The sequence below is a fragment of the Exiguobacterium sp. RM11 genome (genome assembly GCF_059821525.1).
The window spans coordinates 2,181,550-2,207,984 of sequence record NZ_CM187558.1; the positions used below are offsets into that span (position 1 = coordinate 2,181,550).

Below are 26,435 nucleotides of genomic sequence, written 5' to 3' on the forward strand. Positions count from 1 at the left end.
CCTCCTCTATTGACTTATAAATATGAATGAGTCGCTACGATGAGACATTCACTTTCGCCATCGTGATCGTTGACGAGTTGGTGTGAGTCCGAGGCGACATAATACATCGTTTCTCCCGCCTTGGCAAAGTAGGTGTGATGACCTAACTTCAAAGCCACTTTTCCGGACAAGACATATACCAATGTCTCTGAGCGGGACGGTTCATATTGTTTGAATTCTCCATTCTTGCAAAACGTGACGAGAATTGGCTCCATTTCTTTCTCATTCGATTCCGGAATAAGCCACTCCGTTCGATATTTTCGTTCCTCATCCGTATACGTGGTGCGATCATCGACGGTGTATACGACTTTTTGATTCAAGTCTTCATCGAAGAACTCTTTTGGTGAACTTCCAAGGACGCTCAACAAATCAAATAACGTCTCTAATGAAGGAGAGCTTAAATCACGTTCGATTTGAGAGATGTATCCTTTACTCAAATCCGTACGCTCCGCTAACTCCTCTTGGGTCAATCCTTTTTTAATCCGGAGTCGCTTAATGTTTTGACCTACTTCCAACGACTGAACGCCTCCTTCTAGTTTAGTGAAACATGAGTTCAACTAAAGAAAGTTTATCTATACTATACTTACAAGCAAACTATTAGCGACCTTCATTATAACGAACTGAATGAGAATTGCAAATAAAAAATCACGCCACAACGGACGTGATTCAGTGTAAATTTCGTTTTGACATCAAGTGCTTAAACTTCTCGTTCTTCGTTTGGAACAAATGGAGCTGTGCGCCGTATGCATCAATCTGTTGAATGACGTATTGAAACGCTTTCGCTTCTCCTGGATACGGTTCGCCTGCCTTGGCGAGCGACGTCTCAAAGTCTTCCCATAGCACTTCGACCCATGTGATGGCTTCCGAATCGTTTAGCACGTCGTTCTTCTCTTTTAGAATGGCCGCGAGTCGCTCGTATTGTTCGTTTCGGTTCATCGTTTCACCTCCGACAGTTCAGAGAGCGGGATGGCCCGTTCTGTCATGTCCCCTTCAAACGTACCCCAACCCATGACACCGTTGACGAATTTTAAGCGGAACGGCTGGTCGTTGTAGTTGACGACATATGTTTCACCTGGACGAAACGAAGTCGGGTCGACCAAATAGCTTTCGGCAATCGCAATCCGTCGAAGGACAACTTCGATTTCGCTGACCATGCCCATCTGTTCAGCCTTCCGTTTTCTCTCATGCAAGGCTTGAATCTCCTGCTCTAACTCATATTTCGATAAATCACTTAACCGCTTTTCCATTTCGTTCACCTCGATGTAAGCGTATCAGATTTTGCGAAAAAAAGAAAAAGACGAGACTGAGTGAAATCCACTCAGTTCGCCTTGAAGTTGTACAACGGTTTGATGACTTGGTCGATGCTGACCGCCGGTTCGATATAACGGACGATCTCGTTCATCGATTTGTAGACGAATGGTGACTCATCCACTGTAGACGGTCGAACCGAAGTCGACCAAACGCCTTCCATCGTACGTTTAAATTCTTTGAAGTCGACGCGTTTGCGCGCGGCTGAACGGGACATGATCCGACCTGCTCCGTGAGGACCAGAGAAGTTCCAGTCTGGGTTCCCTTTCCCCGTACAGATGAGCGAACCGTCTCGCATATTCATCGGAATGATGACACGCTCTCCTTCTTGCGCGGAGATGGCTCCTTTACGAAGAATCATCGCGTCATGGTCGATATAGTTGTGAACGGTGTCGAATTGATCGACGACGTTCCACTTCATCGCTTCCACAATCACATCTGTCATCGCTCGACGGTTCGCTGCTGCGTATTGTTGGGCGATTCGCACGTCGTGCATGTAATCGTCCATGTCCTCCCCTTCGACATAAGCCAGGTCACGGAATGGTTTCCGCGCTTCACGTTCCGCTTCCAGATACGTCGAGATCTCTCCCTGCCGTCCAGCATCCTTCAATCGTTCGATTGCTTCTTTTACATCTCTCGTTTCCATCATGTGTTGAATCGCGCGCTCTTGATAATGATCGGCAATCTGTACCCCGAGATGGCGCGAACCCGAATGAATGACGAGAAACGTACGTCCCTGACCATCCCGGTTCACTTCAATGAAATGGTTCCCCGAGCCGAGTGACCCGACCGAGCGCAAGGCACGGTCGAGTTTATACGGCGCTCGAACCGCTTCAAGTGGAAGTTCAGACGCGTACGGATGAACCGTCTCGCGAATGTTCATCCCGCTCGGTACGAGTTCGCGGATCACGTCATCGAGTCGCTGAAAGTCGATTCGTTTTGCTTTGATTTCAGTACAAAGCATCCCACATCCTAAATCGACACCGACCAAGTTCGGTACGACTTTATCGTGAATCGTCATCGTCGTGCCAACGACTGACCCTTTCCCGGCGTGCATATCCGGCATGATGCGAATCGATGCTCCTTCTGTGAACGGTTGGTCAAGAAGGGTTTGAATCTGATTCCGCGTCATGTCATCGATTCGTTCATTGAATACTTTAGCGCGGTTATATTTCCCCGTGATTTCCATGTGACCTCCTTAACTGATCGCTTGTTGCTTACTTTGTAATTCGTGCATTCGAGCATAGACACCACCGAATTCGATGAGCGACTGATGATTCCCACGCTCGATGATTCGACCATGGTCGAGAACGAGGATTTGGTCCGCTTCCCGAATCGTCGAGAGTCGGTGCGCGATGACAAACGTCGTTCGACCGTACGTGAGTGTTTTGAGTGCCTCTTGAATCAGCGCCTCGGTCTCCGAGTCGACACTCGCTGTCGCCTCATCGAGGACGAGGATGGCCGGGTCAAAGACGAGGGCGCGAGCGAAACTGATCAACTGTCGTTCCCCACTCGAAAGGGAAGCACCACGTTCAATCACCGGTTCATCGATTCCTTTTGGCAACTGCTTCACAAAACGGTCCGCTCCTACGGCTGTCAGTGCTTTCCATACTTGGTCATCTGTAATGGATTCATCTCCAAGTGTGATGTTTGTTCGAATCGTTCCAGTGAACAGGAACGGGTCTTGTAAGACGATTCCGAGATGGTCTCGTACTGCCTGAGTCGGCAGTTTCGTCACGTCCATTCCATCGATGCGGAGAACGCCTTTCGATGGGTCATAAAAACGCATAAGCAAGTTCATGATCGAACTCTTCCCACTGCCCGTATGTCCAACAAGGGCAATCGTCTCGCCTGGAGCCGCGTGTAGTTCAATCTGTTGTAACACTGGTTTCCCAGCTTCATAACTGAATGTCACGTCATCAAACACAACTTCCCCTTTAAATCGTGGAATGCGTTCCGATGAGACCGGCTCTCCTTTTTCATCGAGCAACTGGAACATCCGGTCGGCCGATACGAGCGCTTGTTGAAGCGGTGATAACTGGTTCATGATTTGTGTCACCGGCTCAAAAATCCGTGAGACGTAATCGATATAGGCATACAAGATCCCGAGTGTCAGGATGCTTCCCCCACCGAGTGTTTGCGCCCCGACGAACCAGATGAGTAAGGCGAGCGCCATGTTTCGGAAGAAGTTGACCAAGTTATGACTCATCAATGCATCCAACTTCAACAGTTTTCGTCTCGTTTGGAAGTTGTCACTGTTCTTCTCGTTGAACTCGTCATAGACGAGGTCTTCGCGGACGTACGATTGAATGATCGGCATCGTCTGAATGCTTTCATTCAACTGTGCATTCATATCTGCGACGAGCGCACGGACGCGGAAGTTATTTTTCGTCGAGAAGCGCTGGAACAATTTGATCCAGACGATGACGACCGGGATGATGATGAGTGAGACGAAGCCTAGACGTACGTCTAGGAAGAACATCGCAATCAGTACCCCAATCATCATGACGACGCTTTGGAAGACACGGGCAAGTACTCCTAAATACAGGTCCCGAATCGTTTCCGTGTCGTTTGTGACACGACTGACAATCTTCCCGATCGGCGTCTGGTCAAAATAACGTACCGGGATTGTTTGCAAATGCTTCATCACGTCGAGACGCATCGTCTTCACGATACTGTGCGCCGAACGTTGTAAAAGCATCTGTTGTCCCCAGTTCAATCCAGCTGCGAGTAGCAATAGGACGACATAGAGACCAGAAAGCATGAGCACTGCTCGTAAATCTGTCTGATAAAACTGGAACACGTCAGTCGATGAGAGTGAAACGATATTGTCATATGTCGCCGTCTCATCACCTCGTGTAATTGTCAGCACGTCTCCTTCGACATCTCGAATCCCCCCGCTCATCACAGCATCAGGGACGAGATAGTATCCGTCCGTCGTTTGCACGATGGAGACAGGCTGAACCACGTCTTGCCCGTCAAGCCTTGTTTCTTTCTCGTACGAGTTCCCATCAAAGGAAACGCTACCGCCAGACTCGACTTGAACCCAATCACGTTCAATGGCAACGATATGCTCATCGATAATGATTTTGGCGATATACGGTCCGGCAAGTTCTGCACCGACCGCTAAAAAGAGTAATGTCAATCCGAGGAAGATCGAGCGTTTCACTTGTTTGGCGTACCCAACGAGTGAACGAATCGTTTTCTTCCGACGAACTGGATCTAATTCATATTGATCGATCATGAGAGATTCCCCCTTTCTCGGATTACTCCGACTCTCCTTGTCGAATAAATTGTTCATAGTACCAACCGTGGCGCTCCATCAGTTGGTCATGTGTGCCACGTTCTGTGACACGCCCGTCTTGAAGGACGAGGATCTGATCAGCGTGCGCCACCGCAGAAAGACGGTGTGCGACGATAAATGTCGTTTTCGCTTCGCGGCTCGTACGAACGGAATCGATGATGCGTGATTCTGTCTTCGCATCGACCGCTGAGAGCGAATCGTCAAGGAGTAAAATCTCAGGATTCTTCAACAACGCTCGTGCAATCGATAGACGTTGTTTCTGTCCGCCTGACAGCATGACACCCTGCTCACCGACAACCGTATCTAAACCGTTCTCTAAATGTTCGATATCTGTATCAAACGCCGCGAGATGAATTGCCGTCTCTAGCGCCTCATCCGAGACATCATCCACTCCGAAACGAATGTTATCGCGAACCGTTTTCGAGAAGAGAAGATGTTCTTGTGACACATAACCACTCCAGCCACGAACGGTTTCGAGTTTGATGTCCGAAATCGGCACGCCGTTCACGAGAAGTGAATCATCAATCGGATACTCCCGAAGTAACTGACGGAGTAACGTCGTCTTCCCGGCCCCAGTCGGTCCGACGACCCCAATCGTCTCACCACGCGAAACGTGCAGGACGATGTCCTCTAACGAATCACGATTCGCATTCGGATAACGGAATGAGAGCGATTTAAATGTGATTTTCTCCGGAACGTCGATCTGGACCGTCCCCGTAGAGGCAACGTCTGGAGCTTCGTTCATTGTCGATTCGATTCGTTCCAAACTCGCCGTTCCCCGTTGTACGACGTTGATCAGTTCACCGAACGCATACATCGGCCAAATGAGCATTCCTAAATAAATGTTGAACGAGACGAGTTGACCGAGCGTGATGTCGTTCGTAAAGACGAGATACGTCCCGAACGAGAGCCCAATCAAATAACTGAGTCCGACAAGAAGTTTGATGACTGGTTCAAACAATACATCGATTTTAGCGACGTGCATGTTTTTTGCCATGACATCGTCTGTGATGTCATCAAACTTTTTCGTGTCCGCCTCTTCTTGAACGAATGAACGGACGACCCGAAGACCTGAGATTGACTCGACGACTTGGTCGTTCATTACCCCAAATGAATCCTGGGCTGCTGTGAAGCGTGTATGGATTTGGCTTCCGAGTTTATTCATCGACCAAGCGAGAATCGGCATCGGTAAAAGTGCAGCAAGTGTCAACTTCCAATCGATGAATACACCCATGATTGTCAACGCGATGAGCGTCATGTTGAACGAGTCGACCAATGTCATAACCCCAAATCCCGCTGTCCGCTCAACCGCTTTCAAGTCATTTGTCGCGAGTGCCATCAAATCACCCGTACGATGTTGTTGATAAAAGCGTGGCGTTTGTTTGAGGAGGTGACCGAAAAAACGACCTCTCAATTTCTTTTCAAGTAAAAAGGCTGTCCCGAATAGTCGGGCGATCCACAAGTACGACATCACATAAGACAACACCATGATGCCTAAAAGTGATGACACAATGAGGATCAATCGTTCTGTCGTCAAACTTCCTTCACGAATCGCATCGATTGCCTGTCCAATAATCCACGGTGGCAACATATCTACAACTCCCGTGATGATGAGTAAGATGATGGCAATCAAATACGTCCGTTTCTGTCTTTTAATAAACCAATCTAATTGTTTAATCAGCTTCATGACTGATTTCCCCCTTCCGTCCAATCCACCTAAGCACGCAAAAAAGCGCACTCCACCTGATTGTGCAACCAATCAAATGAAGCGCGCTTGAAGTAGTCTTCAATCTTTTGCATGGTCAGGGAAAGGACACTACCCCTATCCAGCTGCCAAAGTCACGCAGTTAAATACGAGTAGCCATATGATGTTTTGAGTGTGTTTGTGAGTGCAATGTTGTTCATCATTCTGGCTCCTCTCGTTTCATAGTTTTAAAATCTACTCAAACCTTAGCAGACTGTTCTGAAAATTGTCAATATTATTTTGTAAAAAAATTGTAACTTGATTCAGTTTAAGAAAAACATGCCCAAAATGAGACCAATGACCCCTGTTGCCGTGACGTAATAAATCATCGGCATGAGCGTGTATCGAATGATGGTCCCTTCTTTACCGAGTAGTCCCGCAACGGAAGCAACCGCTACGACGTTCAACACACAGATCATGTTCCCTGCGTTCGCTCCTGCCATCTGCATCGACAAGGCGAGCGTCTCGTTGATTCCGACAGACTCGGCTACGTTTGTCGTTAAACTTGAAAACATCATGTTTGAGAAGGTCGCCGAGCCCGAAACGAATGCGCCGAGGGCCCCGATCCACGGTGCGACAAGTGGCCATACCCCGCCGAACGTGTCAGCAGCTGCCGTCGCAAGTTCGACCGGCATCGATGCAAGTCCAGCTCCCCCATTTTCAGAGTGGATGAAAATACGGACCATTGGAACAGAAGCTGCTAACGTGATGACTGTCCCGACGATTCCAAACGTCGTCGCTTTAAAGACCGACGTCACTTGCGACCAACTCATATTGTGCAAGAAGAATGTTGCGATGATCGTCAAGATGAACATGAATCCCGGTGAATAGAACGGCTCCCAAGACGTCGAGATTCCTTCTACGCCCAAAATGTTCGGCAGGTTGATCCGAACGCTCCGAGATAGTTCATTCAAGAACGGAACCGTACGGGTGAGGACTAAGAATATCGTCAAGATGAGATAAGGTGCCCACGCTTTCCACTGCGGTAGTTCACGCTTGTTCGATGTTACCTTTACTTTTTCGGTAGATGGTTCCAATTCATCCATATATCCATCGAACGTCCATACGCGCTTCGGCATGAGAATCCCTTTGCGCGCCATGGCTACGAGAATGACGAGACCTGTTAGTCCACCAAGCATTCCACCAAATTCAAATCCGAGGACAAGTGTCCAAATGTAGGCTGGTACGCTATATAACAGCGCAGCCACGATCGCAATCGGAAATACTTCGAGGGCTGGTTTGATTGACTTCTCCTTACTGAAGAAGCGTGTCAGCATCAAAATCAAAATGAATGGGATGAATAGACCGACGACCATATCAATCAATACGGTTTGCAAGACGACTTCCGTCAAAAAGGCAATCGACTCAGGTTGGTTCACGTCTAGCGAAAGGCCATTCCCGATCCCGATGAGTGCCGGTGTCCCAACCGCACCGAACGTGACGGCTGATACGTCCGCAGACAACGCAATCACGACAGCAGCAATCGGTGGAAAACCGAGCGCAATTAAAAGCGGTGCCGCAACCGTCGCCGGTGTACCAAATCCTGAAGCCCCTTCAATGAATGAGACGAACAACCAACCGACAATCAGAACTTGAATACGCGGATCGGGTGTGATGTTGACGAATCCAGAGCGAATCGCATTCATTCCGCCGCCTTCTTTCATCGTATTCATCATCCCGATCGCACCATAGACGATCCATACGGTCGTGACGGCGATGACGAGTCCTTGTAATGTCGCCGCCATGATTCGAGTCGCATCCAATTGCCAAACGAAGAACGCTAAAATCGCCGTCGTCACGAGTGACAAGGGCATGGCTACTGATGCAGGTAAACGCATAATTACCAATAAGATGAGCACGGCCACAATCGGCGTCAGTGCTGTAATCCATTCTAAAATCGTCAATGTAGACCCACCTTTTCGTGTTTTCCCCTACCGTAAACAGATGTCCCATCACGATTCTTCTTCAACGAGTCTCTCTAACGTACGTTCAATCACATCATACGGAAATCCTTTGCGCCGAAGCTGCATCTTCATGCGCTGCTTGCGCTCGAACGCATCATACCCGCTGAACTTCCGATTCAACTTTTCAGCCTGCTTCAGACATGCCGCAATCTCGACATCTTCGTCCTCTTCTTCCCAAAAAGTTTGAATCGCCTCTGAAATAATATCAAAGGTAAACCCCCTTTGCATCAGGGTTTGTTGAATTCTTTGTTGCACTTCTGTGGCAGAACGACGATTTGTTTCCAATTGTTTCCGTTTTACGAACTTTCCGGCCTTTTCGACGAGTTCTTCGTGTGTGATTGATGCTAATACGGATTCAACAACGTCCGGTGGAATGCGGAGCTGTTCGAGCTCACGTTTGATTTTGATCGGTCCACTTGGACTCGTATTGAATTTGGTTTGGACATAAGCTTTCGCAAATTCCGCATCATTCAAGTAACGCTGCTCTTTCAGTCGCGTGATGGCATGTTTGATGGCAGTTTCGCTTAACTCCTTCTTCATGAGATAGTCCTGCACCTCTGAAATCGCACGCATTCGGTACGATAAATAATTGACGGCTAGTTTATAGGCTTTCTGTGCCTCTTCCGCCTCGAGCACATCTTGCACAAAGTCGTCTTCGAGCTCCATCCCTTTTGTGAGCCCGTACTTGATGAACACGTCAACATCGATGGCGAATGCGAACTCTTCTTTCCCTTCGCGTTCGATGAAGACGTTCAATCGATCTTTATTCTTTTGTTGGGTCGTGAACTTCGCAATTTTCACAACGACTCCCCTCCATTTCATGTTTCTAACATATCACGTTCAGGAATCGGAAAGGATTTTTGATAAGTTAGAAGAAAGGGTATTCATCTGGATATACTGACTTATACCCATTTTAGAAACAACACATGATATCGGAGGGAATTTCATGAAAATCGCAATCACCGGTGGAACCGGGTTGATCGGTCAACCGCTCGTCCGCGCACTGGCTGACGCCGGTCACCATGTCGTCGTCTTGACAAGACATCCACGTCCCCGCCATCGCGGGGTGTCGTTCATCGAATGGCTAACGCCAACTAGCAAGCCAGAAGAAGAACTCGAAGGAACAGACGCGTTCATCCATTTGGCAGGCGCGTCCATCAACGACGGACGCTGGACCCATAAACAGAAGCAAGCCATCCTCCAAAGTCGAATCGAAGGGACAAAGGAAGTCGTCCGGATCATTCAACAGTTAAAACATAAACCTCAAGTCGTCATCAGCGGCTCGGCAATCGGCATATACGGGGAAGACCGTTCCATCACGTATTCAGAAGAAACCCCATTACCGACACGAACCAATTTCCTCGGGAATGTTTGTGTCCTCTGGGAACAAGAAGCTGAACCGATTCGCGATTTGGGCGTTCGTCTCGTGACAATGCGTACAGGCGTCGTCTTATCCAATGATGGCGGTGCGTTCCCATTAATGAAACTCCCCTATCAATTCGGAGTCGGTGGTAAAATCGGATCCGGAAAGCAGTGGGTTCCATGGATTCATTTAGATGATCTCGTGCGGTTGTTCGTGCATATCATCGAAACGGATACAATCGAAGGTCCTGTAAACGGAACCGCCCCTTCACCGGTGACGATGAATGAGTTCGGGAAGACGATCGCGAAGGTGATGCATCGTCCTCACTGGATCCCGGCACCCGCCCCAATGATGAAACTCGCACTCGGTGAAAAGAGTGTCATCGTTTTAGAAGGAGCAAAAGTCGTACCGACCAAAGCGCTCCAACATGGCTTTGATTTCCGATATGACACATTAGAACCCGCATTAAAAAACCTATTACAAGATGCTTAAGGAGAATGAATCGTGAGTCACTTACTTATTCGAAACGCCCATATTTATCCGATTACCGCCCCCCATTTTTACGGAGACGTCCGTGTCCGTGATGGAAAGATTGTCGAAATGGCCGAATTGCTCGAACCGATGGATGGCGAGAATGTCATCGAAGCAGAAGGAAACTTTTTATTCCCTGGTTTTATCGATGCGCATACTCACCTTGGTTTATATGACGAGGGGACAGGCTCTGTTGGGAACGACGCCAACGAAACGGTCGAAGCGATGACGCCTCATGCTCGTGCCATCGACGGTGTCTACCCACTCGATGAAGGGTTCCAGGAAGCATTGATGGCTGGCGTGACCGCTGTCCAGGTTATGCCCGGGAGTATGAACGTCATCGGTGGTGTGACAAGTGTCATCAAAACGCACGGCCGCTATATTGATGATATGATTGTCCGCCGTCATGCGGGGTTGAAGATGGCACTCGGCGAAAACCCGAAACGAATTCATAGTATGGGGAAAACGGGCGACCTGACGCGGATGGGAATCATGGGCTTGCTCCGTGAAGCATTTCGTACGGTCGGTTCAACGAAAACGATCGGCACGTTCGGGAGTCAGATGATCCAACTCGCCCTAGACCGCGACATGCCGATTCGCGTGCATGCGCACCGTGCAGACGATATTCTTTCGGTCGTCCGTTTTGCAAAAGAGTTCGACCTCGACTACCGCATCGAACATTGTACGGAAGGTCACCTCGTCGCAGAAAAGTTACAAGAGCTCGGTGTGAAACATGTCACCGTCGGACCGACCTTTACGCGAAAGTCGAAAATCGAACTTCAAAATAAGACGTGGGAAACGTATCGCATACTCCATGAGCATGACATGATTGTTTCCATCACGACCGATCATCCGTACACGCCGGTGCAGTATTTAAATTTATGTGCTGGTCTTGCTGCACGTGAAGGGTTACCTGTCGATATTGCGCTACGAGGGATCACAATCAACCCTGCTGAATCACTCGGTGTTGACGACCGCATCGGCTCACTAGAAGTCGGAAAAGACGCCGATCTCGTGCTCTGGAATCACTTCCCGCTCGACTATTTAGCGAAGCCGATTATGACGATTGTTAATGGTGAAGTTGTCTATAAAACAGACCGTGCGGAAACGCATCATGAGGTCGAATAATTTTCATTATTTTTCATAAGCATTTTACGCACAATTTACTTGCTTTTTTAAAAATACTATATAAAATTATCTTGTAACTTCATAAAGCAGCCAAGGCGGTTCGAACAGCGAAGCCAGAAGTATGCTTTCGTTACGACTATTCTTCAGCGGTCTGAAATAGGAGGAGGAATGTAAAGGTGCTCAAATTTCGTGAGCTCACCGACTGCGCGGAGTTGTTCGAACTGATGCAACACCCAGATGTCTTTCCGTATGTCCGTCAAAAGACGGTCCACTTTGACGAGTTTTTATTTAGCACGAAGCAAATCATCGAGCTAGAAGAGCAAGGAAATATCATCTCACGTACCATCACGAACGAGTATGGCACCCCGATTGGGACGATCAGCTTGTTCGATGTCGAATCCGGCTATGGATTCCTCGGCACGTGGCTTGGCAAGCCGTATCACGGCAAAGGTTATAATCAAGTTGCGAAAGAGGCGTTCTTCTCAGAACTGTTCTTCGAGCTTGATATTGAAAGTGTGTTCTTAAAGATTCGTAAGTCGAATGAACGATCGATTGCTGCAGCAGAGAAACTCCCGTACGCATTTTGCGCGAATGAGCTTCGTTCTGAACTGCTCGCTGAGATCAACCAAGGTGATGTGGAATATGTATTATACGAAGTATCCAAGTCGAGCTTCCAACTTTACTTGCACGCTCTTCACATCCCGGAATACGAAGTCCCTTACGAGGCACAACTCGAAGCATGAGCCAATTCTGTCAAAGAATTGGCTTTTTTGTGGCGTTTTTGTGTGGATTTGATGGAGGTAACTTGTCGGAGCCGAATAAATCTGTTCTAATTCGAAGAGATAGGTATGATAAAGGTATGAGGGATTCATCACAACTCTCGTTAACCGTTTCGTAAAGGAGAATGACATATGTCAGAATCAATGTTTCGTATCCTCGTAACTGATGACGAAGAACAAATGCGAGATTTACTTGTATCAAATTTAGAAAAAGAAGGGTATGAGACGGTCACCGCCTCAAACGGTCTCGAAGCGATTGAACGCTTAAAAGAAGAAACGTTCCATCTCGTCTTACTCGACGTGATGATGCCGGAACTCGATGGATTGACGGCTTGCATGCGTATCCGTGAGTTTTCGAACGTTCCAATCATCCTCTTGACGGCGCGCTCTGAAGAACTCGACCGTATTCATGGACTAAAAATCGGGGCCGATGACTACATCACGAAACCGTTTAGCCCGCGCGAGCTACTCGCTCGTATCGAAGCGACACTCCGTCGCACACACAGTTTTTCAAAAGAACAAGAAGCGACGTTTGATGTCGGCATTCTCTCCATCGATATCGAAGGTCGCGCCGTCAGCGTGAAAGGGAAAACGGTCAACCTGACACGAAAAGAGTTCGACTTACTTTACCTGTTCATCACGAACGATGAAAAAGTATTCTCTCGTGAACAGTTGCTCGACCAAATTTGGGGAACCGAATACCACGGCAACCTCCGTACGGTCGACACACACATCAAGACGTTACGCCTGAAGCTCGGGGAGGCTGGAGGTTACATTCAAACCGTTTGGGGCATCGGATATAAATTCGAGGCAAACGGATGAAGCGATACACGATCCGGAAGCGGATTTGGATTACCATCTGGACAGCCAGCCTCTTCTCAGCGTTCGTGTTTCTAATCATGACGTTCTATTTGTACGACAAATTCTATATCCAAACGCAAGAAGAACTGCTCATCAACCGCGGAGAGAAACTCGTCACAATCTATAAGGCCGACGGTTTCTCTGACGCGTTTGCTGACAGTATGACGTATACGAACGAACTGACCGAAACGAAAGTATTCCTTTCCTCCGTTCGAGAAGATACACTCGGCTCCGGTAAGACGTTCCTACGGCAACAAGACCTCGAACGTCTCCAAGACGGGTATGCCATTTCTGTTACGCGAAAGCATCCGACCGAGGACGTTGATATATTAATGACCGCTTTTCCGCTCATACGTGACGGGGAACTCGATAATGCGCTCATCCTCTATATGGAACTCAGTAAAATCAGCGAACCGTTCCAACCGATTCGGCTCATGATCACGTTCTTACTCGTCCTCATGATCGTGAACTTGCTCCTTTTCGGTAAACAGATCATCGATACGATCATTCAGCCGCTCATCCAGATGAAGCGTGCCTCACAAGTGTATGCGCAAGGCGATTTCTCACACCGCATCCCGATTGTGTATGATGATGAAATCGGCGAGTTGGCGGACACGCTCAACTCGATGGCGGAGTCACTCGGACTCGTCGAAGAACAGCGAAAAGAGTTTCTCGCGAACGTCAGTCACGAACTCCGTACCCCACTTTCCTACATTCGTGGGTACACGGAGATGCTTCAAGATGACACGTTGGATGAAAAAACACGGGCGCAATATTACGACATCATCGAAAACGAGACGAATCGTCTTCAACGTCTCGTCACGGACTTACTCGACCTCGCACAGCTAGAGCGCGATTCGTATCCGATGACAAAAGAACCCGTCGTGTATTCGCAAGTGCTTGAAGATGTCCTTTATCGACTCGAACCGATTGCCCGGGCAAAAGGAGTGACAATCGAATCCGATTTAGACTTCGACTTGATCATTCTTGGCGACCATGACCGACTCGAACAAGTCATCGGTAACCTTCTCGATAATGCACTCCGCTACACCGAGGCGGGCAAAACGATTTATGTGAAGACATTCGCCGAGACAAACTATGCGATCACAGAAATACGCGATGAAGGTCGAGGTATCCCGAAAGAAGATCTGGATAAATTGACGGAGCGTTTCTATCGTGTCAATAAATCACGGACACGAAAAGATGGCGGCACCGGTCTCGGGCTCGCCATCGCGAAGCATATTATCGAACGACATGAAGGATCGCTTCACTTCAGCTCAGAAGTTGGGCAAGGGACGACGGTTACGGTCGGCTTACCTCTCTTACCAGAAGAAGCGTTCGATATGTAAAAAGGCAGCCTCGCGGCTGCCTTTTAAATGTCTTTCCCTTTATATTGATCGACCGACTCTTGTTCGAGTCGCTCTCGCTCTGCATGCGTCTGCGGGTATCCGTTCGCTTGCCATTCGGCACGGTGACTCGAATCAAGTTGCGTGAGACCTTGCTCCGCTTCATCCTGATCCGCATCGACACTCTCCCGCTCGTCCATCTTCTGCCACGTGTCTTCTTCCTCACGTTGCGAAAGCAGTGCCGCCACTTTCGGTGCAACGAGTGCTGCGCCTGCGACACCGAGTACAATCCCCATCAATACTTTACGATCCATCCTGTCCCCTCCTTCACTATGAAATCTTCATTCCACCATTTGATCATCTTAAAACCCAAACCGAAAACGTTTACAACTTTTCAAGGAGTGGAATCTGTAGTGAGAAGGAGGCGATTGGATGGAAAAGAAACGACCTACGTCGAAACGTCCGTTTGATAACCCAGACGCTGTCGACACGGACAAAGAGAGTATTTTTGACGAGGACGGCATGCAAACCGTCGACCCGATTCCCGTCGAGGAATTGAATGAACGGGTGAAGGATGAGAAGAACAAACGTCACTCCAAAAATGAATCGGCGAGTGAAAAGAAATATAAAGACGAATAAACAAGCTGCGGACAATCGTCCGCAGCTTGTTACGTTAAGTCCTTCGGTGAAAATCCGTAAGGCAACATTTCTTCTTTTGTCATCACTTTTGTGTCACCGTTCAAGTTCGCAAGGATTAAGGTAAAATCCTCTCCTGCGAATTCGGCGATGACTTGACGGCACGCTCCACACGGTGAAATCGGACCTTCTGTATCGCCGACAACAACGACCGTCTCAATCGAGTCACTACCTTCCGAGACAGCTTTAAAGATGGCTGTCCGTTCGGCACACATCGAAAGTCCGTACGAAGCGTTCTCTACGTTACATCCCGTAATCTCTTTACCAGATGCATCGATGACGACGGCTCCGACGTTAAATTTTGAATACGGTGTATAGGCGCGTTTGCGCGCTTCAATGGCTTTATGCACGAGTTCTTGTACGCGTTCTTGTGAAATCATTGGATGTTCCTCCACTTCTAAATTTGAGAAGAAGTCTGACATCTGAACTATAACGTGAAAACGCTTACTCATCAAGTGTTTTCACGGACTCGTCAATATTTTTTCTTTTTCTTTTTCTCGAACACGACGACCGATTCAACGTGAGACGTCTGCGGGAACATATCATACGGTTGCACGTAATTGACCTTGTATCCCGCTTTCATCAACTGATCGGCATCTCGCGCGAGCGTTTGCGGGTTACATGATACGTAAACGATTCGTTTCGTCTTCGATGAAATAATCGAGTTGATTAATTGATGATCCATCCCTGTTCGTGGCGGATCGACGACCACGACATCTGGAATCCAGCCATCTTTCACCCAACGTGGGATCCAGTGCTCGGCACGTCCTTCGACATACGTGACATGGTTATAGCCATTTTCACGCATATGATCATTCGCATCTTCGACCGCTTCCGGTACGACTTCCATCCCGCGAATTTCTTTTGCATAAGGTGCCAACCAAAGACCGATTGAACCGACACCTGCATAGGCATCGATGACACGTTCTTCACCTGTTAACCCTGCCGCTTCAACGACTTCACGATACATTTTTTCAGTTTGTGCCGGATTCAATTGGAAGAATGCACGTGGTGATAGATGATAATGCACATCATCAAGTTGTTCATCCATCTTCTCTTGTCCTGCGATATGAACCGTCCGATAACCAAAAATCACACCTGAACGATTCGCGTTGATGTTGATATGGAATGAGACGACGTTTGGCAATTCCATGATTCGGTCACTTAATTCATCTAAATCCGGAACATCTTCATGTCCGACGACCAAAACGACTTGTACATCATTCGTTTTGTAACCTGAGCGAACGACGACCGTCCGAGCATAACCTGTGTCACGACGTGCATCGTAGACGGGAATGTCGAGTTCGTTTAAAATACGGACAATCGCATTGTTGATGTTTGTCGTGTCACGTTGTTGAACCATACAGTGCTCGATTGGTACGAGATGGTTCGAATTCGGCTTGTAAAGACCGGACACGATTTCCCCACGGCGTGTACCGAGCGGGAACTGTGATTTATTGCGGTAATACCACGGATCATCCATACCGATTGTCGGACGGATATCCGATTTTTCCACGTTGAGTTTTGTCTTTTGACGGAAAGCGTTTCGAACGATTTCTTCCTTATACTCCATCTGCAGACGTGAACTCATATGTTGGATTTGACATCCACCACACTCATCGTAAATCGGACAAGGTGCTTTAACGCGATCTTTTGAGTCATTATCGCGTTTGACGACACGTGCCTCCGCGTAGTTTTTTTCGACACGCGTGATTTCAACTTTTGCTCGTTCTCCCGGCAATAAGTTCGGAATGAAGATAACCATGCGATTGATTGTCGCAATGCCTTCTCCATTGATGCCAAGTCGTTCGACTGTGACATCTTTAAAATCTCCTGTAATTAATTTCAATCTGATTCATCCTTTCGAGACGATTGTTCTAGGTCTTTGGCGTAACGCACAACTTTGGCGCGCAACGAATCAATGTCGGCTAACAGGCGATGTAAATCTTCAGGTGTCGTATGCTCATCTAGCGTATTGACCGATAGACATAGCAATTCCGTTCTCGATTTTAGGACGTTCATCTTTCCGGCGGTATCTGTACGTGATTTACCCATCTTGTAATCGCTCCTTTGGTTCGTGACAAAGAGTTGCTATTATAGCATACTATTTCGTGTAACTTGATGAAAAGGTGGAATCCACATGCAAAACATCTCCCCAACCTTCGACCCTTGGGAAGCCTATCTCGACCAAGTCGAACATGGTCGACTCGTCTTATCCAACGTCGAAGTAACCACAACAAAATTGTGTAACATGCGCTGCGAGCATTGTGCGGTCGGTTATATGCTCGACCAAACGGAAGAACCGGAAGTGCCGCTCGAGCTGTTGATTCAACGGTTAGACGAAATCGAACATTTACGCGCTTTCTCCATCACAGGTGGCGAACCGATGTTATCGATGAAATCAGTCCGCAACTATGTCGTCCCGCTGTTACGTTATGCGAAAGAACGTGGGGCACGTACGCAAATCAACTCGAACTTGACGTTACCGTTATCTCGCTATCATCTTATTACCCCTTACTTAGACGTTTTGCACATTTCGCATAACTGGGGCACCGATGCCGATTTCCTTGAAGGTGGATTCGCGATGATGGACCGGAAACCGAGTGAAGAGGCCCGGTTAAAAATGCTCCAGACTATGAAAGATAACGCACGCGCGCTCACGGCCGAAGGCGTCATTGTGTCGGCAGAAACGATGATTAACAAACGAACGATTCCTCATTTGAAAGAAATCCATGAAGAAATTGTATCGCTCGGTTGCCAAAGGCATGAGGTTCACCCAATGTACCCCGCAGATTTCGCTAGCGCACTCGAATCTGCGTCACTCGCGGATACGCGACAGGCGATTCACGACTTGCTCGATGTCCGAGACGAGAACGTCTGGATGTTGTTCGGCACGTTACCATTCTATGCATGTTCTGATTTGCCGGAAGATCGCGCTTTATTGAAACGACTTCATGAATCAAAAAACGTAACGGTCCGAAACGATCCGGACGGCCGTTCACGCCTTAACACGAATATCTTTGATGGTCAGATCATTGTGACCGATTTTGGTGACGAGCTCGGTACACTCGGTACCGTATATGACACCCCATTCCAGGAAGCGTACGATACATGGATGAACAGTCAGTTGAATGCTACGCTTTCTTGTCATTGTCCCGCCGTGAAATGTCTTGGACCAAACGCACTCGTCAAGCAAGCTTATTATCCGACTGTCGATTTCCAATCTCGTAAAGCTACCTCGTTTTAATTATTTCGATTCGGGAAATGTTCTGTATATTAACTGAATCGAGGTGTGTATAGATGACAGCGATTTATGTATTGATGATCACTGTAATGGCCATTATTATTTTTGGTGGTGTGCTTAGCATCTTATTGACAGCCGCATTCGTTTCAGACAAAGTAGAGCATGATGAAATGTTTAGTCAAGGCAGTTGGGATGATGAATTGCTTCACTTGAATCACTCTCCACAACCGATTGACGACACAAAAAGCTGAGAACCTTCTCGGCTTTTTACTTTGACTTCATGAGGTGAATCCATGCTCCGCTTTCGTTTTATGATTTTACTATTGATCGTCTTTATATCCGGCTTGATTCAAGGTGCACTCATTCCCCTCCTCTCCACGTTGATTGAACGTGACGGGGCTCCGGCTTGGGTGAACGGATTGAATGCGACGATGCTCTATGTCGGGGTAATCGTCTCTGCGCCGCTCCTTGAGCGCTTCGTCCGAAAGTACGGATTTCGTCCAACGATCGTCTTAGGCATTGTGTTAACCGCAGTCGCGACTTTCGCTTTGCCCATCTGGCCGTCTTTACTCGTGTGGGCGATGATGCGTTTCTTTATCGGATTTGGTGACTCTGCCCTCCACTACGGTTCACAAGTGTGGGTGACATCTTCTACGGATAAGCGTAGTCTCGGTCGCGCGATGGCGTACTATGGGATGTCGTTCAGTCTAGGTTTTGCTGTCGGACCTTTACTCGCACCACTTGTCGATCTATGGTTTTGGTTACCGTTTTTGATCATCGTCTTTTTCTGTCTTGCCTCATTGATGCTTGTTTTTAAAGTCGAGAATGAGTTCCCTGAAGTCGAGAAAGTGAAGACGGATTCGAAGGGACGCATCCGACTGATCTTAGTCGGTGCGGGATACACGCTTCTTCCTGCGTTTACATACGGATTCCTGGAAGCGAGCTTAAATGCCAACTTCCCAATCTTTACGTCACGGAACGGGATGAGCCTGACAGAGACAAGCACGCTGATTACGACGTTCATCGTCATGTCGATTGTCGTTCAACTGCCTCTCGGTCGACTCGCTGACTTGTATGGGAAGAAACGAATTTTGCAAATCGTTTTGGCGTTCGGTACACTCGTCTTCGCTTTAGCGAATGTTGTCGTCGATCACTATGTCGGTCTCCTCGTGTTGTTCGCTCTTGCCGGCGCAGGGTTAGGGTCGACGTATTCACTTGGTCTAGCACATATGACAGAGGTGCTCCCTCGTTCCCTCCTCCCGACTGGCAACATGCTGTATAGCATCTCATTCAGTATCGGCTCGATTTCAGGACCGATGATTGGTGCCTATTGGTTGTCGCTTCCGAAAGAGGTTTACTTCTTCATGTATACGTTGATTTTAGGCATTCTCGCCTTGCGACTCTTCACCTCTAAATCAAAACCGATCAATATATAAAGAGGCAGATGGTTCCCATGAACCATCTGCCTCTTTCATTCTACAACTCGATCCATCTCTTCATCGTTTAACTGCAACGCCTGGATGAACACTTCATCTAGTGCGAACGGCTCCGTGTCCAGCGAGGCGAGGACTTCCGATTTCAACGTCACCTCTACGACACGGTCTTCGAACTGCCATCTCGTCTGAATGTCATCCCCTTGTCTCGTCGCGCGGGTCGCCACAGGACCGTGACGTTCTTTTAAACTCTGACTCACGCACTTCATCACGTACTTGACGTACTCATCTTTCGGTTGACGCGAGATGAGGATATTACGGACGATCCGATTTCTAGTCATTGTTTTTCCTCCTTCCTTTGAATGATTGCGTACGCAAGTCTTTACAAACGAAGACCGATTTCCGAGCTTAAAATTCAGAATTTTTAATTTATTTTGTCATGGGATTTTAATTCCGTCAACTCCGTCTCTTTTTTCAATGACTCACGCTTCGTTTTTTCACGCGCTTCCCTTGAAAATAAGTAGACAAATAAATCCCTACGATAACGAAAATGAGTCCGACAATCGCGTTCCACGGTATGGTCTCCCCGAGTAAAATACCTGACAACATGACACCAAATAAGGGAACTAGGAAGATATAAAGTGAAATCCGACTGACTGGATTATGTTTCATCAACGTATTCCAGAGTGTAAATCCAATCGCTGACAACATCGCTAAGTAGAACAGGAACGCAATCGTCTGTCCTGTGTATGGCATCGAGATCCCACTTGGGTCTAACAAGTAGCCGATGACGAGCAATCCAATCGAACCGATCACCATCGCCCAAGCTGTCATCGGGGCAACATCATATTCTTTCGAATAATCCTTCGCAATCAAATTTCCAAACGCACCCGAGACCATCGCTAAAATCAGTAAGATCTCACCCAATCCAAAACCGACCTCCGTACCAGTCGCCGGCCAGTTCGCAATCACGATTCCAGAAAAGCCAAACGTCAAAGCAAGTCCTTTCAAACGATTCAATTTATCATCGTCATAGCGGATATGTGCAAGCGCCATTTGGAAGAACGATGTCGATCCGGCAATGATCGACCCTTGAACTCCAGTCGAAATCGAGAGTCCGACATAAAAGAACAAATATTGAAGGAACGTCAAAAAAGAACCGAGATGCGCATACGCTTTAAACTTCTTAGGCGTCAATCGAATCGAACGTTTCAATACCGTCTGACTGATGATGAGCAGAAGGATCCCAGCAAGCAAGAAGCGCTCGCCTGCGAACAACAACTGTTGACCATATTCGTTCGACTGAATATCCAACTTCTCATAACTCAGTTTGATGAACGGGAAGGCACTGCCCCATAACAACGTATTAAAAATCGCCAAAAACGCCACTGTCCATGGGCGTTGAAATATATTTTGCATGACACAAAAACTCCTTAATCTTTTTATTTGTGAGTCACTGATGAGCGTGTTAAAATGAACCTAGATAATAATTATTATAAATAAAGGGATTGAGCCAATTAAAGACTAAAACCTTGTATTAAGCCAATTGAAGATGATAATCATCATCAATCATTATCATTTAATCGAGATTTATTCTCAATTAGAAAGAAGGGATTCTATGAACGTCCAATCGGTTACACACGAAAAAAGCCACGTTTTCAAACGGGCTAGCTGGTACGAACATATCGAATTGATCATGGCGCTCATTAGCGGTGTATTGATTGTACTCGCTTATATCGCCGAAACACAAGAAGGAGCTCCTTGGATTCATGTCACGCTTTACTTATCTGCTTTTTTCATCGGAGGATACGCAAAAGCGAAAGAAGGAATCACAGACACGATCGAGACAAAATCCTTGAACGTAGAGCTACTCATGATTATCGCCGCTATCGGTGCCGCATCCATCGGCTATTGGATGGAAGGTGCGATTTTAATCTTTATTTTTGCTCTATCTGGTGCCCTCGAAACGTATACGATGAATAAAAATGAGCGCGCACTCGAATCATTGATGGAATTACAACCTGAACAAGCAACTCGTTTAACCGCTTCTGATGAACTTGAAGTTGTGCACATTGACGACTTGAAAGTCGGTGATCGCATTTACGTCCGCCCAGGCGAACGCATCCCTGTCGACGGACGAATCATGAAAGGAAGCGCATCTGTCGAAGAAGCCGCTATCACAGGAGAGTCTGTCCCGGTTGACCGACAAGTCGGAGATGACGTGTTCGGCTCAAGCGTCAACTTAAACGGTGTCTTGACGATTGAAGTGACTAAGCTTGCGACCGAGACGTTGTTCCAAAAAATCATTCAAATGGTCCAGCAAGCGCAGGAAGAAAAGTCGCCTTCTGCGCAGTTCATTGACCGCTACGAAGGGCGATATGTACAAGTTGTTCTTCTATCCGTCGCAGCCATCATCCTGCTCGGTCCCTTCTTCACGTCATGGTCTCTCGAAACGAGCATTTATCGCGGAATGATTTTACTTGTCGTCGCTTCTCCTTGTGCCCTTGTTGCCGCCATCACGCCTGCTGCCCTAGCAGCCATCGCCTCATCCGCGAAACACGGGATCCTGTTCAAAGGTGGTGCTCATATCGAGAACATGGGACGGTTGAAAGCAATCGCATTTGATAAAACCGGAACGCTCACGATCGGGAAACCAATCGTCCAAGAAGCGCTCATCTCACCTGATTTACAGGAAGTCGAAGTCAACCGAATCGTCAGTTTGATTGAAGAACATTCGATGCATCCGCTCGCAGAGGCCCTTGTCTCTTATACCGGAAAACATATCGGAGAGATGACGCACTTTAAAGACATCACCGGTTCCGGAATCGAGGCGACAATTGACGGGACGACATATCGCGTCGGTAAACAGAAGTTCGCTGACCGAAGTGGTGACTTCTTCAAAGAAGATGTAGAGCGGTTGAAAGAAGCCGGTCACACACTCGTCTTTATAAGTGATGATTCTCGTACAATCGGCGCCTATGCTCTCCGAGACACGTTGCGGGCCGAGGCTAAAGTAGCAATCAAGCGTCTGAATGACCTCGGAATCGCGACAATCATGATTACGGGAGATAATGAAGCGACTGCTCGTGCCATCGCAAACGAAGCTGGATTGACACGTTATATTGCCGAATGTTTACCAGAAGAAAAAGTTTCACAAATCAAAGCGTTACGTGAAGAGTACGGTTCAATTGGAATGATAGGCGACGGCATCAATGACGCACCTGCCCTCGCGACCGCTGATGTCGGAATCGCGATGGGTGAAGGAACCGATGCCGCTCTTGAAACAGCCGACGTCGTCTTGATGAAAAACGACCTCATGCGTTTGAGCGACGCTATTCGTCAATCACGCAAGCTGAACCGAATCGTCCTACAAAACGTCGTCTTTGCGCTCGGTGTCATTCTCGTCCTTATTGCCACAAACATTTTCGAACTGCTCATCATGCCGTTTGCGGTCGTCGGACACGAGGGTTCTACCATTCTAGTCATTTTGAATGGACTTCGTCTTCTCACCTCTTCATGGGAATAACCGATTCGACAAAATCGAATCGATGATTGAAACGATATGTCGATTTCGTTATAATTGAAACAATGTGTCTAAATAGACTGAAACAGATCGAAAGATTGGCTAAAGGTGGTACATGATATGAATACGATTGCAGTCATCGGCAAAGTGTTTGTCGATATTAAAGGAACATCTTTCGCACCGCTTCATAAAGATGCGAAAAATGTCGGCGACATCACTTTCTCTAATGGCGGAACAGGTCGGAACGTTGCTCAAAACTTAGGTGTACTCGGTAATGACGTTCGCTTCGTCTCAACTGTCACGAACGACCAAATCGGGGTCGGCGTCCTCGAGGAGTTACGTGGTTTACAGGTCAATGTCGATGGTGTCGATATGCTCGACGATAACGGAATGGGAATGTGGCTCGCCGTCATGGATAACAATGGCGACCTTCAAACATCAATTTCGAAACAACCTGACGAAGCGCGGATGGAAGAAGCGATTTTACGTCGAATCGACACAGTCTTTAAAGAGAGCGATGCGGTCGCAATCGACTTAGACTTGTCTGTTAACGTCTTAAACGAAACGATTGAACTTTGCCGTGAGATGGACTTGCCACTATACGGTGTGTGTGGCCACCTTTCTGTCATCGAACGGAACCGTCATTTACTTCAAGGCTTCACTGGTTTCATCTGTAGCCGCGAAGAAGCGGAAATCTTGTCCGATATGTCAATCGTCACGGTGGACGACGCACTACGCGTCGCCGAAGTACTCGCCATGAAAGGTGCACCCCTCACAATCGTTACGATGAGCGAGCTCGGGGCTGTTTATGTCGACCTTCGTACGAATGAACAAGGTCACGTCCCAACAACGAAAGTAAAAGTGGCCGACTCTACCGGGGCCGGTGACTCATTCTTCTCCGCTGTCATCTCAGAACTGATGAAACAGCATCCAATCGAAGATGCGCTTCGTCTCGGGATGCGTGTCGCAGGAAAAGTCATCGCGTCACACGAGAACGGATTGACGCAAGACATGTATGATTCATTAGAACAACCTACGCAAAAATGAGTTGAACGCATCGGCGAATCGTCGATGCGTTTTGTGCAAAATTATAGGAATGAAAGGAACGATCTCAGTGGTTCGAACGAAATTAAGAAGTGCGATCATTCTCATGAATGACCAAGATGAAGTGGCTTTGATTCGCCGCGAAAAAGAAGATGTCTTGTATTATGTATTCCCTGGAGGGGGAGTAGAATATGGGCATACGACTGAAGAAACAGCCGTTCGTGAAGCGTTTGAAGAACTCGGCGTTCATGTCGAGTTAGAAGGGGTTGCTGCCTATGTTGCCTTTAACAACGAGTTAAACCCTTACTATTGGGCGAAGATGACGGGTGGCGAATTCGGGACCGGAACGGGTGAAGAATTCCAAGAAGAACAGACAAACGGATCGTACACCCCGATGTGGATCAAGCGATCGGCGTTACCCCATCTTCCGGTGCGTCCTCCATCGCTCGCTGAAAAACTCGCCTCGCATGAGTCACGTTTTTACGATTTGACGTTATCTGAGGATTAATCATGTGTATCCTCAACCGAATTCGGGAAACATTTTTTTAATGACCGAGTAAGGAGGGTTTCATGATGGCAATGACAGAAGTAAAGGAAAAAAAGAATTGGTTCGGGTTTGGAAAAGAGTTATTCCGACGCTTTCAGGAGCATGATGTACAAGATTACGGGGCCACGCTCGCATTCTTTTGGTTTTTATCGATTTTCCCCGGAATCATCTTCATTTTGGCACTCTTATCATTTTTTGATATCTCACAAGATTCGTTTCAAAATCAATTGAACGACTTGGCACCAGGATCCGCTGCTTCCGGGTTTTTGACGGGTATCTTTGACGCAATCGGGGAACCCCGAGGCGGTCTCTTATCGCTCGGTGCGATTTTAGCCATTTGGTCTGCCGCAAAAGGGGTCGATCGACTCATCACGACTTCCCTACACGCGTATGGCGAGGACAATGAACGAAATTTCTTTGTCAAAAAAGGATTAGCGCTTGGTTTGACGATTCTACTCGGGATCGGGATGCTGCTTCTCATTCTCTCTAACGTGTTTGGGGCGCAAATCATCTCGTTCGTCACCGAATATTTACCCGTCAACATTACCGGGGCAGAAGAGATGATGATTAATGTGTTCCGCTACGTCTTGACGACAGTCGTCTTGATTTTGACGCTTTCGATTTTTTATAAAGTCTCACCGCAGCAACACGTATTCTGGAAGAGCACGATACCAGGAGCCATCTTCGGTGTCATCGGTTGGCAGCTCGTATCTTTTGGGTTCAGCTTATACGTCTCAAACTTCGGAAGTTACGACTCGACCTATGGATCGCTCGGTGGAATCATCGTCACGTTGCTTTGGTTACAATTGACGGGAGTGATCATCCTCATCGGGTCTGAAATTAACGCAACGTGGATGCGTTTCTTTAAATCGCCAAGTGAACAAGAATATGAACGTGACTTCAAGAAGAACAAAAAGAAAGCGAAACAAAAACAAGAAGAGGATGACTATGAAGACATCCCAACAAATACGTACGGCTAATACAAAAAGGAGCACGTTCGAGTTGAACGCGCTCCTTCCTTATGCCTCTACTGGGTCAAGACGTCCTGTCGCCGGGTCAATCACGAACCCGTGGACATTCGTGCCTGGTGGTAATAATGGATGATTGTTGATTAAGTTGATTGAATGAACGACATTCTCTTCGACCGAATCAAATCCATGTAGCCATTGCTCCAAATCCATCCCTGACGATTTCAACGTCTTCAACGTCTGAGGATCGATTCCTCGTCGTTCCATCTCTTCAATCACAACAGACGGCTCGATTGCCGCCATCCCACAATCGTAATGACCGACCACGACAACTTCCTCCGCGCCTAGCGCATAAAGCGCGACTAAAATCGAACGCATGGCTGAACCAAATGGATGCGACAATACAGCCCCCGCATTTTTGATGATTTTAGCGTCTCCGTTCTTAAGTCCTAGCGCTTGAGGTAACAGTTCCGTCAAACGTGTATCCATACACGTCAAAATCACGATTTTCTTATCCGGAAATTTATCAGATACGAACGGCTCGTACTGTTTTTCCTCTACGAAACGTTTGTTAAATTCAAGCATTTCTTTTACGACTGACACATTAACGCCT

At 47.5% G+C, this 26,435-nt stretch carries 28 protein-coding genes; 13 read left to right on the plus strand and 15 right to left on the minus strand.

All coding sequences use genetic code 11. The features are described from left to right. Nucleotides 1-14: 14 nt before the first annotated feature. The 8 genes from AC5LIL_RS11385 to recX form a co-directional block, all read right to left on the minus strand. Entirely contained in the window at nucleotides 15-554 is a 540-nt protein-coding gene (locus AC5LIL_RS11385) for a helix-turn-helix domain-containing protein (protein WP_074033106.1), read from the minus strand. Between the two features lie 151 nt (nucleotides 555-705). Next, on the minus strand, nucleotides 706-975 hold the full coding sequence (locus AC5LIL_RS11390) for a YfhJ family protein (protein WP_074033105.1): 270 nt from the start codon (nucleotides 973-975) through the stop codon (nucleotides 706-708). Then, nucleotides 972-1,286, minus strand: a complete 315-nt coding sequence (locus AC5LIL_RS11395) for a YfhH family protein (protein WP_074033104.1) — start codon at nucleotides 1,284-1,286, stop codon at nucleotides 972-974. The genes AC5LIL_RS11390 and AC5LIL_RS11395 overlap by 4 nt, the downstream gene beginning before the upstream one ends. A 71-nt stretch (nucleotides 1,287-1,357) precedes the next feature. Next, nucleotides 1,358-2,536: an RtcB family protein gene (locus AC5LIL_RS11400; protein WP_499824165.1), complete on the minus strand. Its 1,179-nt coding sequence runs from the start codon at nucleotides 2,534-2,536 to the stop codon at nucleotides 1,358-1,360. 9 nt (nucleotides 2,537-2,545) lie between these two features. Next, nucleotides 2,546-4,591, minus strand: coding sequence for an ABC transporter ATP-binding protein (locus AC5LIL_RS11405; protein ID WP_499824166.1), 2,046 nt, complete (start codon nucleotides 4,589-4,591; stop codon nucleotides 2,546-2,548). A 22-nt stretch (nucleotides 4,592-4,613) separates the two neighbouring features. After that, on the minus strand, nucleotides 4,614-6,338 hold the full coding sequence (locus AC5LIL_RS11410; protein ID WP_214747145.1) for an ABC transporter ATP-binding protein: 1,725 nt from the start codon (nucleotides 6,336-6,338) through the stop codon (nucleotides 4,614-4,616). A gap of 320 nt (nucleotides 6,339-6,658) precedes the next feature. Beyond that, nucleotides 6,659-8,299 (minus strand): L-lactate permease, encoded by a 1,641-nt coding sequence (locus tag AC5LIL_RS11415; protein WP_499824167.1) that lies wholly within the window; start codon nucleotides 8,297-8,299, stop codon nucleotides 6,659-6,661. 48 nt (nucleotides 8,300-8,347) lie between these two features. Next, complete coding sequence (gene recX, locus AC5LIL_RS11420; protein ID WP_214785672.1) at nucleotides 8,348-9,160, minus strand: recombination regulator RecX; 813 nt, start codon at nucleotides 9,158-9,160, stop codon at nucleotides 8,348-8,350. Nucleotides 9,161-9,305: 145 nt separating this feature from the next. On the opposite strand from recX, the gene AC5LIL_RS11425 reads away from it, so the two are divergent. The 5 genes from AC5LIL_RS11425 to AC5LIL_RS11445 all read left to right on the plus strand — a co-directional run bounded on the left by AC5LIL_RS11425 (nucleotide 9,306) and on the right by AC5LIL_RS11445 (nucleotide 14,370). Further along, nucleotides 9,306-10,214, plus strand: coding sequence for a TIGR01777 family oxidoreductase (locus AC5LIL_RS11425; protein ID WP_499824168.1), 909 nt, complete (start codon nucleotides 9,306-9,308; stop codon nucleotides 10,212-10,214). 12 nt (nucleotides 10,215-10,226) lie between these two features. After that, on the plus strand, nucleotides 10,227-11,381 hold the full coding sequence (locus tag AC5LIL_RS11430) for an amidohydrolase (RefSeq protein WP_214785674.1): 1,155 nt from the start codon (nucleotides 10,227-10,229) through the stop codon (nucleotides 11,379-11,381). A 176-nt stretch (nucleotides 11,382-11,557) separates the two neighbouring features. Next, nucleotides 11,558-12,124 carry a GNAT family N-acetyltransferase gene (locus tag AC5LIL_RS11435; protein ID WP_074033096.1) on the plus strand — a complete coding sequence of 189 codons (567 nt, stop codon included), beginning with the start codon at nucleotides 11,558-11,560 and terminating at the stop codon, nucleotides 12,122-12,124. Between the two features lie 168 nt (nucleotides 12,125-12,292). Beyond that, nucleotides 12,293-12,982 carry a response regulator transcription factor gene (locus tag AC5LIL_RS11440; protein ID WP_015880873.1) on the plus strand — a complete coding sequence of 230 codons (690 nt, stop codon included), beginning with the start codon at nucleotides 12,293-12,295 and terminating at the stop codon, nucleotides 12,980-12,982. Next, entirely contained in the window at nucleotides 12,979-14,370 is a 1,392-nt protein-coding gene (locus tag AC5LIL_RS11445) for a sensor histidine kinase (protein ID WP_214747166.1), read from the plus strand. Before AC5LIL_RS11440 ends, AC5LIL_RS11445 begins: the two co-directional genes overlap by 4 nt. A 23-nt stretch (nucleotides 14,371-14,393) precedes the next feature. Here AC5LIL_RS11445 and AC5LIL_RS11450 read toward each other — a convergent pair whose 3' ends face one another. Beyond that, nucleotides 14,394-14,681 (minus strand): hypothetical protein, encoded by a 288-nt coding sequence (locus AC5LIL_RS11450; protein WP_214696335.1) that lies wholly within the window; start codon nucleotides 14,679-14,681, stop codon nucleotides 14,394-14,396. A 118-nt stretch (nucleotides 14,682-14,799) separates the two neighbouring features. On the opposite strand from AC5LIL_RS11450, the gene AC5LIL_RS11455 reads away from it, so the two are divergent. Next, nucleotides 14,800-15,006 (plus strand): YczO family protein, encoded by a 207-nt coding sequence (locus AC5LIL_RS11455; protein WP_214785675.1) that lies wholly within the window; start codon nucleotides 14,800-14,802, stop codon nucleotides 15,004-15,006. Between the two features lie 29 nt (nucleotides 15,007-15,035). Here the strand turns inward: AC5LIL_RS11455 and AC5LIL_RS11460 are convergent, their stop codons facing one another. Genes AC5LIL_RS11460 through AC5LIL_RS11470 form a run of 3 tightly spaced genes read right to left on the minus strand, consistent with a single transcriptional unit; the run spans nucleotide 15,036 to nucleotide 17,118 of the window. Next, nucleotides 15,036-15,485: a cytidine deaminase gene (locus AC5LIL_RS11460; RefSeq protein ID WP_214747524.1), complete on the minus strand. Its 450-nt coding sequence runs from the start codon at nucleotides 15,483-15,485 to the stop codon at nucleotides 15,036-15,038. Between the two features lie 50 nt (nucleotides 15,486-15,535). Further along, entirely contained in the window at nucleotides 15,536-16,912 is a 1,377-nt protein-coding gene (gene rlmD / locus AC5LIL_RS11465; RefSeq protein ID WP_214785676.1) for a 23S rRNA (uracil(1939)-C(5))-methyltransferase RlmD, read from the minus strand. After that, nucleotides 16,909-17,118, minus strand: coding sequence for a hypothetical protein (locus AC5LIL_RS11470; protein ID WP_015880867.1), 210 nt, complete (start codon nucleotides 17,116-17,118; stop codon nucleotides 16,909-16,911). The genes rlmD and AC5LIL_RS11470 overlap by 4 nt, the downstream gene beginning before the upstream one ends. Before the next feature lie 85 nt (nucleotides 17,119-17,203). Here AC5LIL_RS11470 and yfkAB point away from each other — a divergent pair, with 85 nt between their 5' ends. Genes yfkAB through AC5LIL_RS11485 form a run of 3 tightly spaced genes read left to right on the plus strand, consistent with a single transcriptional unit; the run spans nucleotide 17,204 to nucleotide 19,743 of the window. Beyond that, nucleotides 17,204-18,310 carry a radical SAM/CxCxxxxC motif protein YfkAB gene (gene yfkAB / locus AC5LIL_RS11475; RefSeq protein ID WP_499824169.1) on the plus strand — a complete coding sequence of 369 codons (1,107 nt, stop codon included), beginning with the start codon at nucleotides 17,204-17,206 and terminating at the stop codon, nucleotides 18,308-18,310. Nucleotides 18,311-18,363: 53 nt separating this feature from the next. Beyond that, complete coding sequence (locus AC5LIL_RS11480; protein ID WP_074033088.1) at nucleotides 18,364-18,558, plus strand: hypothetical protein; 195 nt, start codon at nucleotides 18,364-18,366, stop codon at nucleotides 18,556-18,558. Between the two features lie 42 nt (nucleotides 18,559-18,600). Next, nucleotides 18,601-19,743, plus strand: a complete 1,143-nt coding sequence (locus tag AC5LIL_RS11485; RefSeq protein ID WP_499824170.1) for an MFS transporter — start codon at nucleotides 18,601-18,603, stop codon at nucleotides 19,741-19,743. A gap of 35 nt (nucleotides 19,744-19,778) precedes the next feature. Here the strand turns inward: AC5LIL_RS11485 and AC5LIL_RS11490 are convergent, their stop codons facing one another. After that, nucleotides 19,779-20,081 (minus strand): hypothetical protein, encoded by a 303-nt coding sequence (locus AC5LIL_RS11490; protein ID WP_214696351.1) that lies wholly within the window; start codon nucleotides 20,079-20,081, stop codon nucleotides 19,779-19,781. Nucleotides 20,082-20,214: 133 nt separating this feature from the next. Further along, nucleotides 20,215-21,159, minus strand: a complete 945-nt coding sequence (locus AC5LIL_RS11495; protein ID WP_499824171.1) for a DMT family transporter — start codon at nucleotides 21,157-21,159, stop codon at nucleotides 20,215-20,217. Between the two features lie 199 nt (nucleotides 21,160-21,358). Here AC5LIL_RS11495 and AC5LIL_RS11500 point away from each other — a divergent pair, with 199 nt between their 5' ends. The 4 genes from AC5LIL_RS11500 (at nucleotide 21,359) to AC5LIL_RS11515 (ending at nucleotide 25,834) form a co-directional block, all read left to right on the plus strand. Then, nucleotides 21,359-23,266: a heavy metal translocating P-type ATPase gene (locus AC5LIL_RS11500; RefSeq protein ID WP_499824172.1), complete on the plus strand. Its 1,908-nt coding sequence runs from the start codon at nucleotides 21,359-21,361 to the stop codon at nucleotides 23,264-23,266. Between the two features lie 117 nt (nucleotides 23,267-23,383). Then, nucleotides 23,384-24,310: a carbohydrate kinase family protein gene (locus AC5LIL_RS11505; RefSeq protein ID WP_074033083.1), complete on the plus strand. Its 927-nt coding sequence runs from the start codon at nucleotides 23,384-23,386 to the stop codon at nucleotides 24,308-24,310. A gap of 67 nt (nucleotides 24,311-24,377) precedes the next feature. Further along, nucleotides 24,378-24,815, plus strand: a complete 438-nt coding sequence (locus AC5LIL_RS11510; protein WP_214696358.1) for an NUDIX domain-containing protein — start codon at nucleotides 24,378-24,380, stop codon at nucleotides 24,813-24,815. Nucleotides 24,816-24,880: 65 nt separating this feature from the next. Further along, nucleotides 24,881-25,834, plus strand: coding sequence for a YihY/virulence factor BrkB family protein (locus tag AC5LIL_RS11515; protein ID WP_499824173.1), 954 nt, complete (start codon nucleotides 24,881-24,883; stop codon nucleotides 25,832-25,834). Nucleotides 25,835-25,873: 39 nt separating this feature from the next. On the opposite strand, the gene AC5LIL_RS11520 is transcribed toward AC5LIL_RS11515, so the two are convergent. Next, nucleotides 25,874-26,407, minus strand: a complete 534-nt coding sequence (locus AC5LIL_RS11520) for a beta-class carbonic anhydrase (protein WP_074033130.1) — start codon at nucleotides 26,405-26,407, stop codon at nucleotides 25,874-25,876. Nucleotides 26,408-26,435: the final 28 nt, after the last annotated feature.

Excerpts from the sequence above, each read along its gene's own strand:
- AC5LIL_RS11390 (WP_074033105.1), bottom strand. The coding sequence starts at position 975 with ATGAACCGAAACGAACAATACGAGCGACTCGCGGCCATTCTAAAAGAG.
- AC5LIL_RS11395 (WP_074033104.1), bottom strand. The coding sequence starts at position 1,286 with ATGGAAAAGCGGTTAAGTGATTTATCGAAATATGAGTTAGAGCAGGAG.
- AC5LIL_RS11400 (WP_499824165.1), bottom strand. The coding sequence starts at position 2,536 with ATGGAAATCACGGGGAAATATAACCGCGCTAAAGTATTCAATGAACGA.
- AC5LIL_RS11405 (WP_499824166.1), bottom strand. The coding sequence starts at position 4,591 with ATGATCGATCAATATGAATTAGATCCAGTTCGTCGGAAGAAAACGATT.
- AC5LIL_RS11410 (WP_214747145.1), bottom strand. The coding sequence starts at position 6,338 with ATGAAGCTGATTAAACAATTAGATTGGTTTATTAAAAGACAGAAACGG.
- AC5LIL_RS11425 (WP_499824168.1), top strand. The coding sequence starts at position 9,306 with ATGAAAATCGCAATCACCGGTGGAACCGGGTTGATCGGTCAACCGCTC.
- AC5LIL_RS11440 (WP_015880873.1), top strand. The coding sequence starts at position 12,293 with ATGTCAGAATCAATGTTTCGTATCCTCGTAACTGATGACGAAGAACAA.
- AC5LIL_RS11445 (WP_214747166.1), top strand. The coding sequence starts at position 12,979 with ATGAAGCGATACACGATCCGGAAGCGGATTTGGATTACCATCTGGACA.
- AC5LIL_RS11450 (WP_214696335.1), bottom strand. The coding sequence starts at position 14,681 with ATGGATCGTAAAGTATTGATGGGGATTGTACTCGGTGTCGCAGGCGCA.
- AC5LIL_RS11455 (WP_214785675.1), top strand. The coding sequence starts at position 14,800 with ATGGAAAAGAAACGACCTACGTCGAAACGTCCGTTTGATAACCCAGAC.
- AC5LIL_RS11460 (WP_214747524.1), bottom strand. The coding sequence starts at position 15,485 with ATGTCAGACTTCTTCTCAAATTTAGAAGTGGAGGAACATCCAATGATT.
- AC5LIL_RS11470 (WP_015880867.1), bottom strand. The coding sequence starts at position 17,118 with ATGGGTAAATCACGTACAGATACCGCCGGAAAGATGAACGTCCTAAAA.
- yfkAB (WP_499824169.1), top strand. The coding sequence starts at position 17,204 with ATGCAAAACATCTCCCCAACCTTCGACCCTTGGGAAGCCTATCTCGAC.
- AC5LIL_RS11480 (WP_074033088.1), top strand. The coding sequence starts at position 18,364 with ATGACAGCGATTTATGTATTGATGATCACTGTAATGGCCATTATTATT.
- AC5LIL_RS11485 (WP_499824170.1), top strand. The coding sequence starts at position 18,601 with ATGCTCCGCTTTCGTTTTATGATTTTACTATTGATCGTCTTTATATCC.
- AC5LIL_RS11490 (WP_214696351.1), bottom strand. The coding sequence starts at position 20,081 with ATGACTAGAAATCGGATCGTCCGTAATATCCTCATCTCGCGTCAACCG.
- AC5LIL_RS11495 (WP_499824171.1), bottom strand. The coding sequence starts at position 21,159 with ATGCAAAATATATTTCAACGCCCATGGACAGTGGCGTTTTTGGCGATT.
- AC5LIL_RS11500 (WP_499824172.1), top strand. The coding sequence starts at position 21,359 with ATGAACGTCCAATCGGTTACACACGAAAAAAGCCACGTTTTCAAACGG.
- AC5LIL_RS11505 (WP_074033083.1), top strand. The coding sequence starts at position 23,384 with ATGAATACGATTGCAGTCATCGGCAAAGTGTTTGTCGATATTAAAGGA.
- AC5LIL_RS11515 (WP_499824173.1), top strand. The coding sequence starts at position 24,881 with ATGGCAATGACAGAAGTAAAGGAAAAAAAGAATTGGTTCGGGTTTGGA.
- AC5LIL_RS11520 (WP_074033130.1), bottom strand. The coding sequence starts at position 26,407 with ATGCTTGAATTTAACAAACGTTTCGTAGAGGAAAAACAGTACGAGCCG.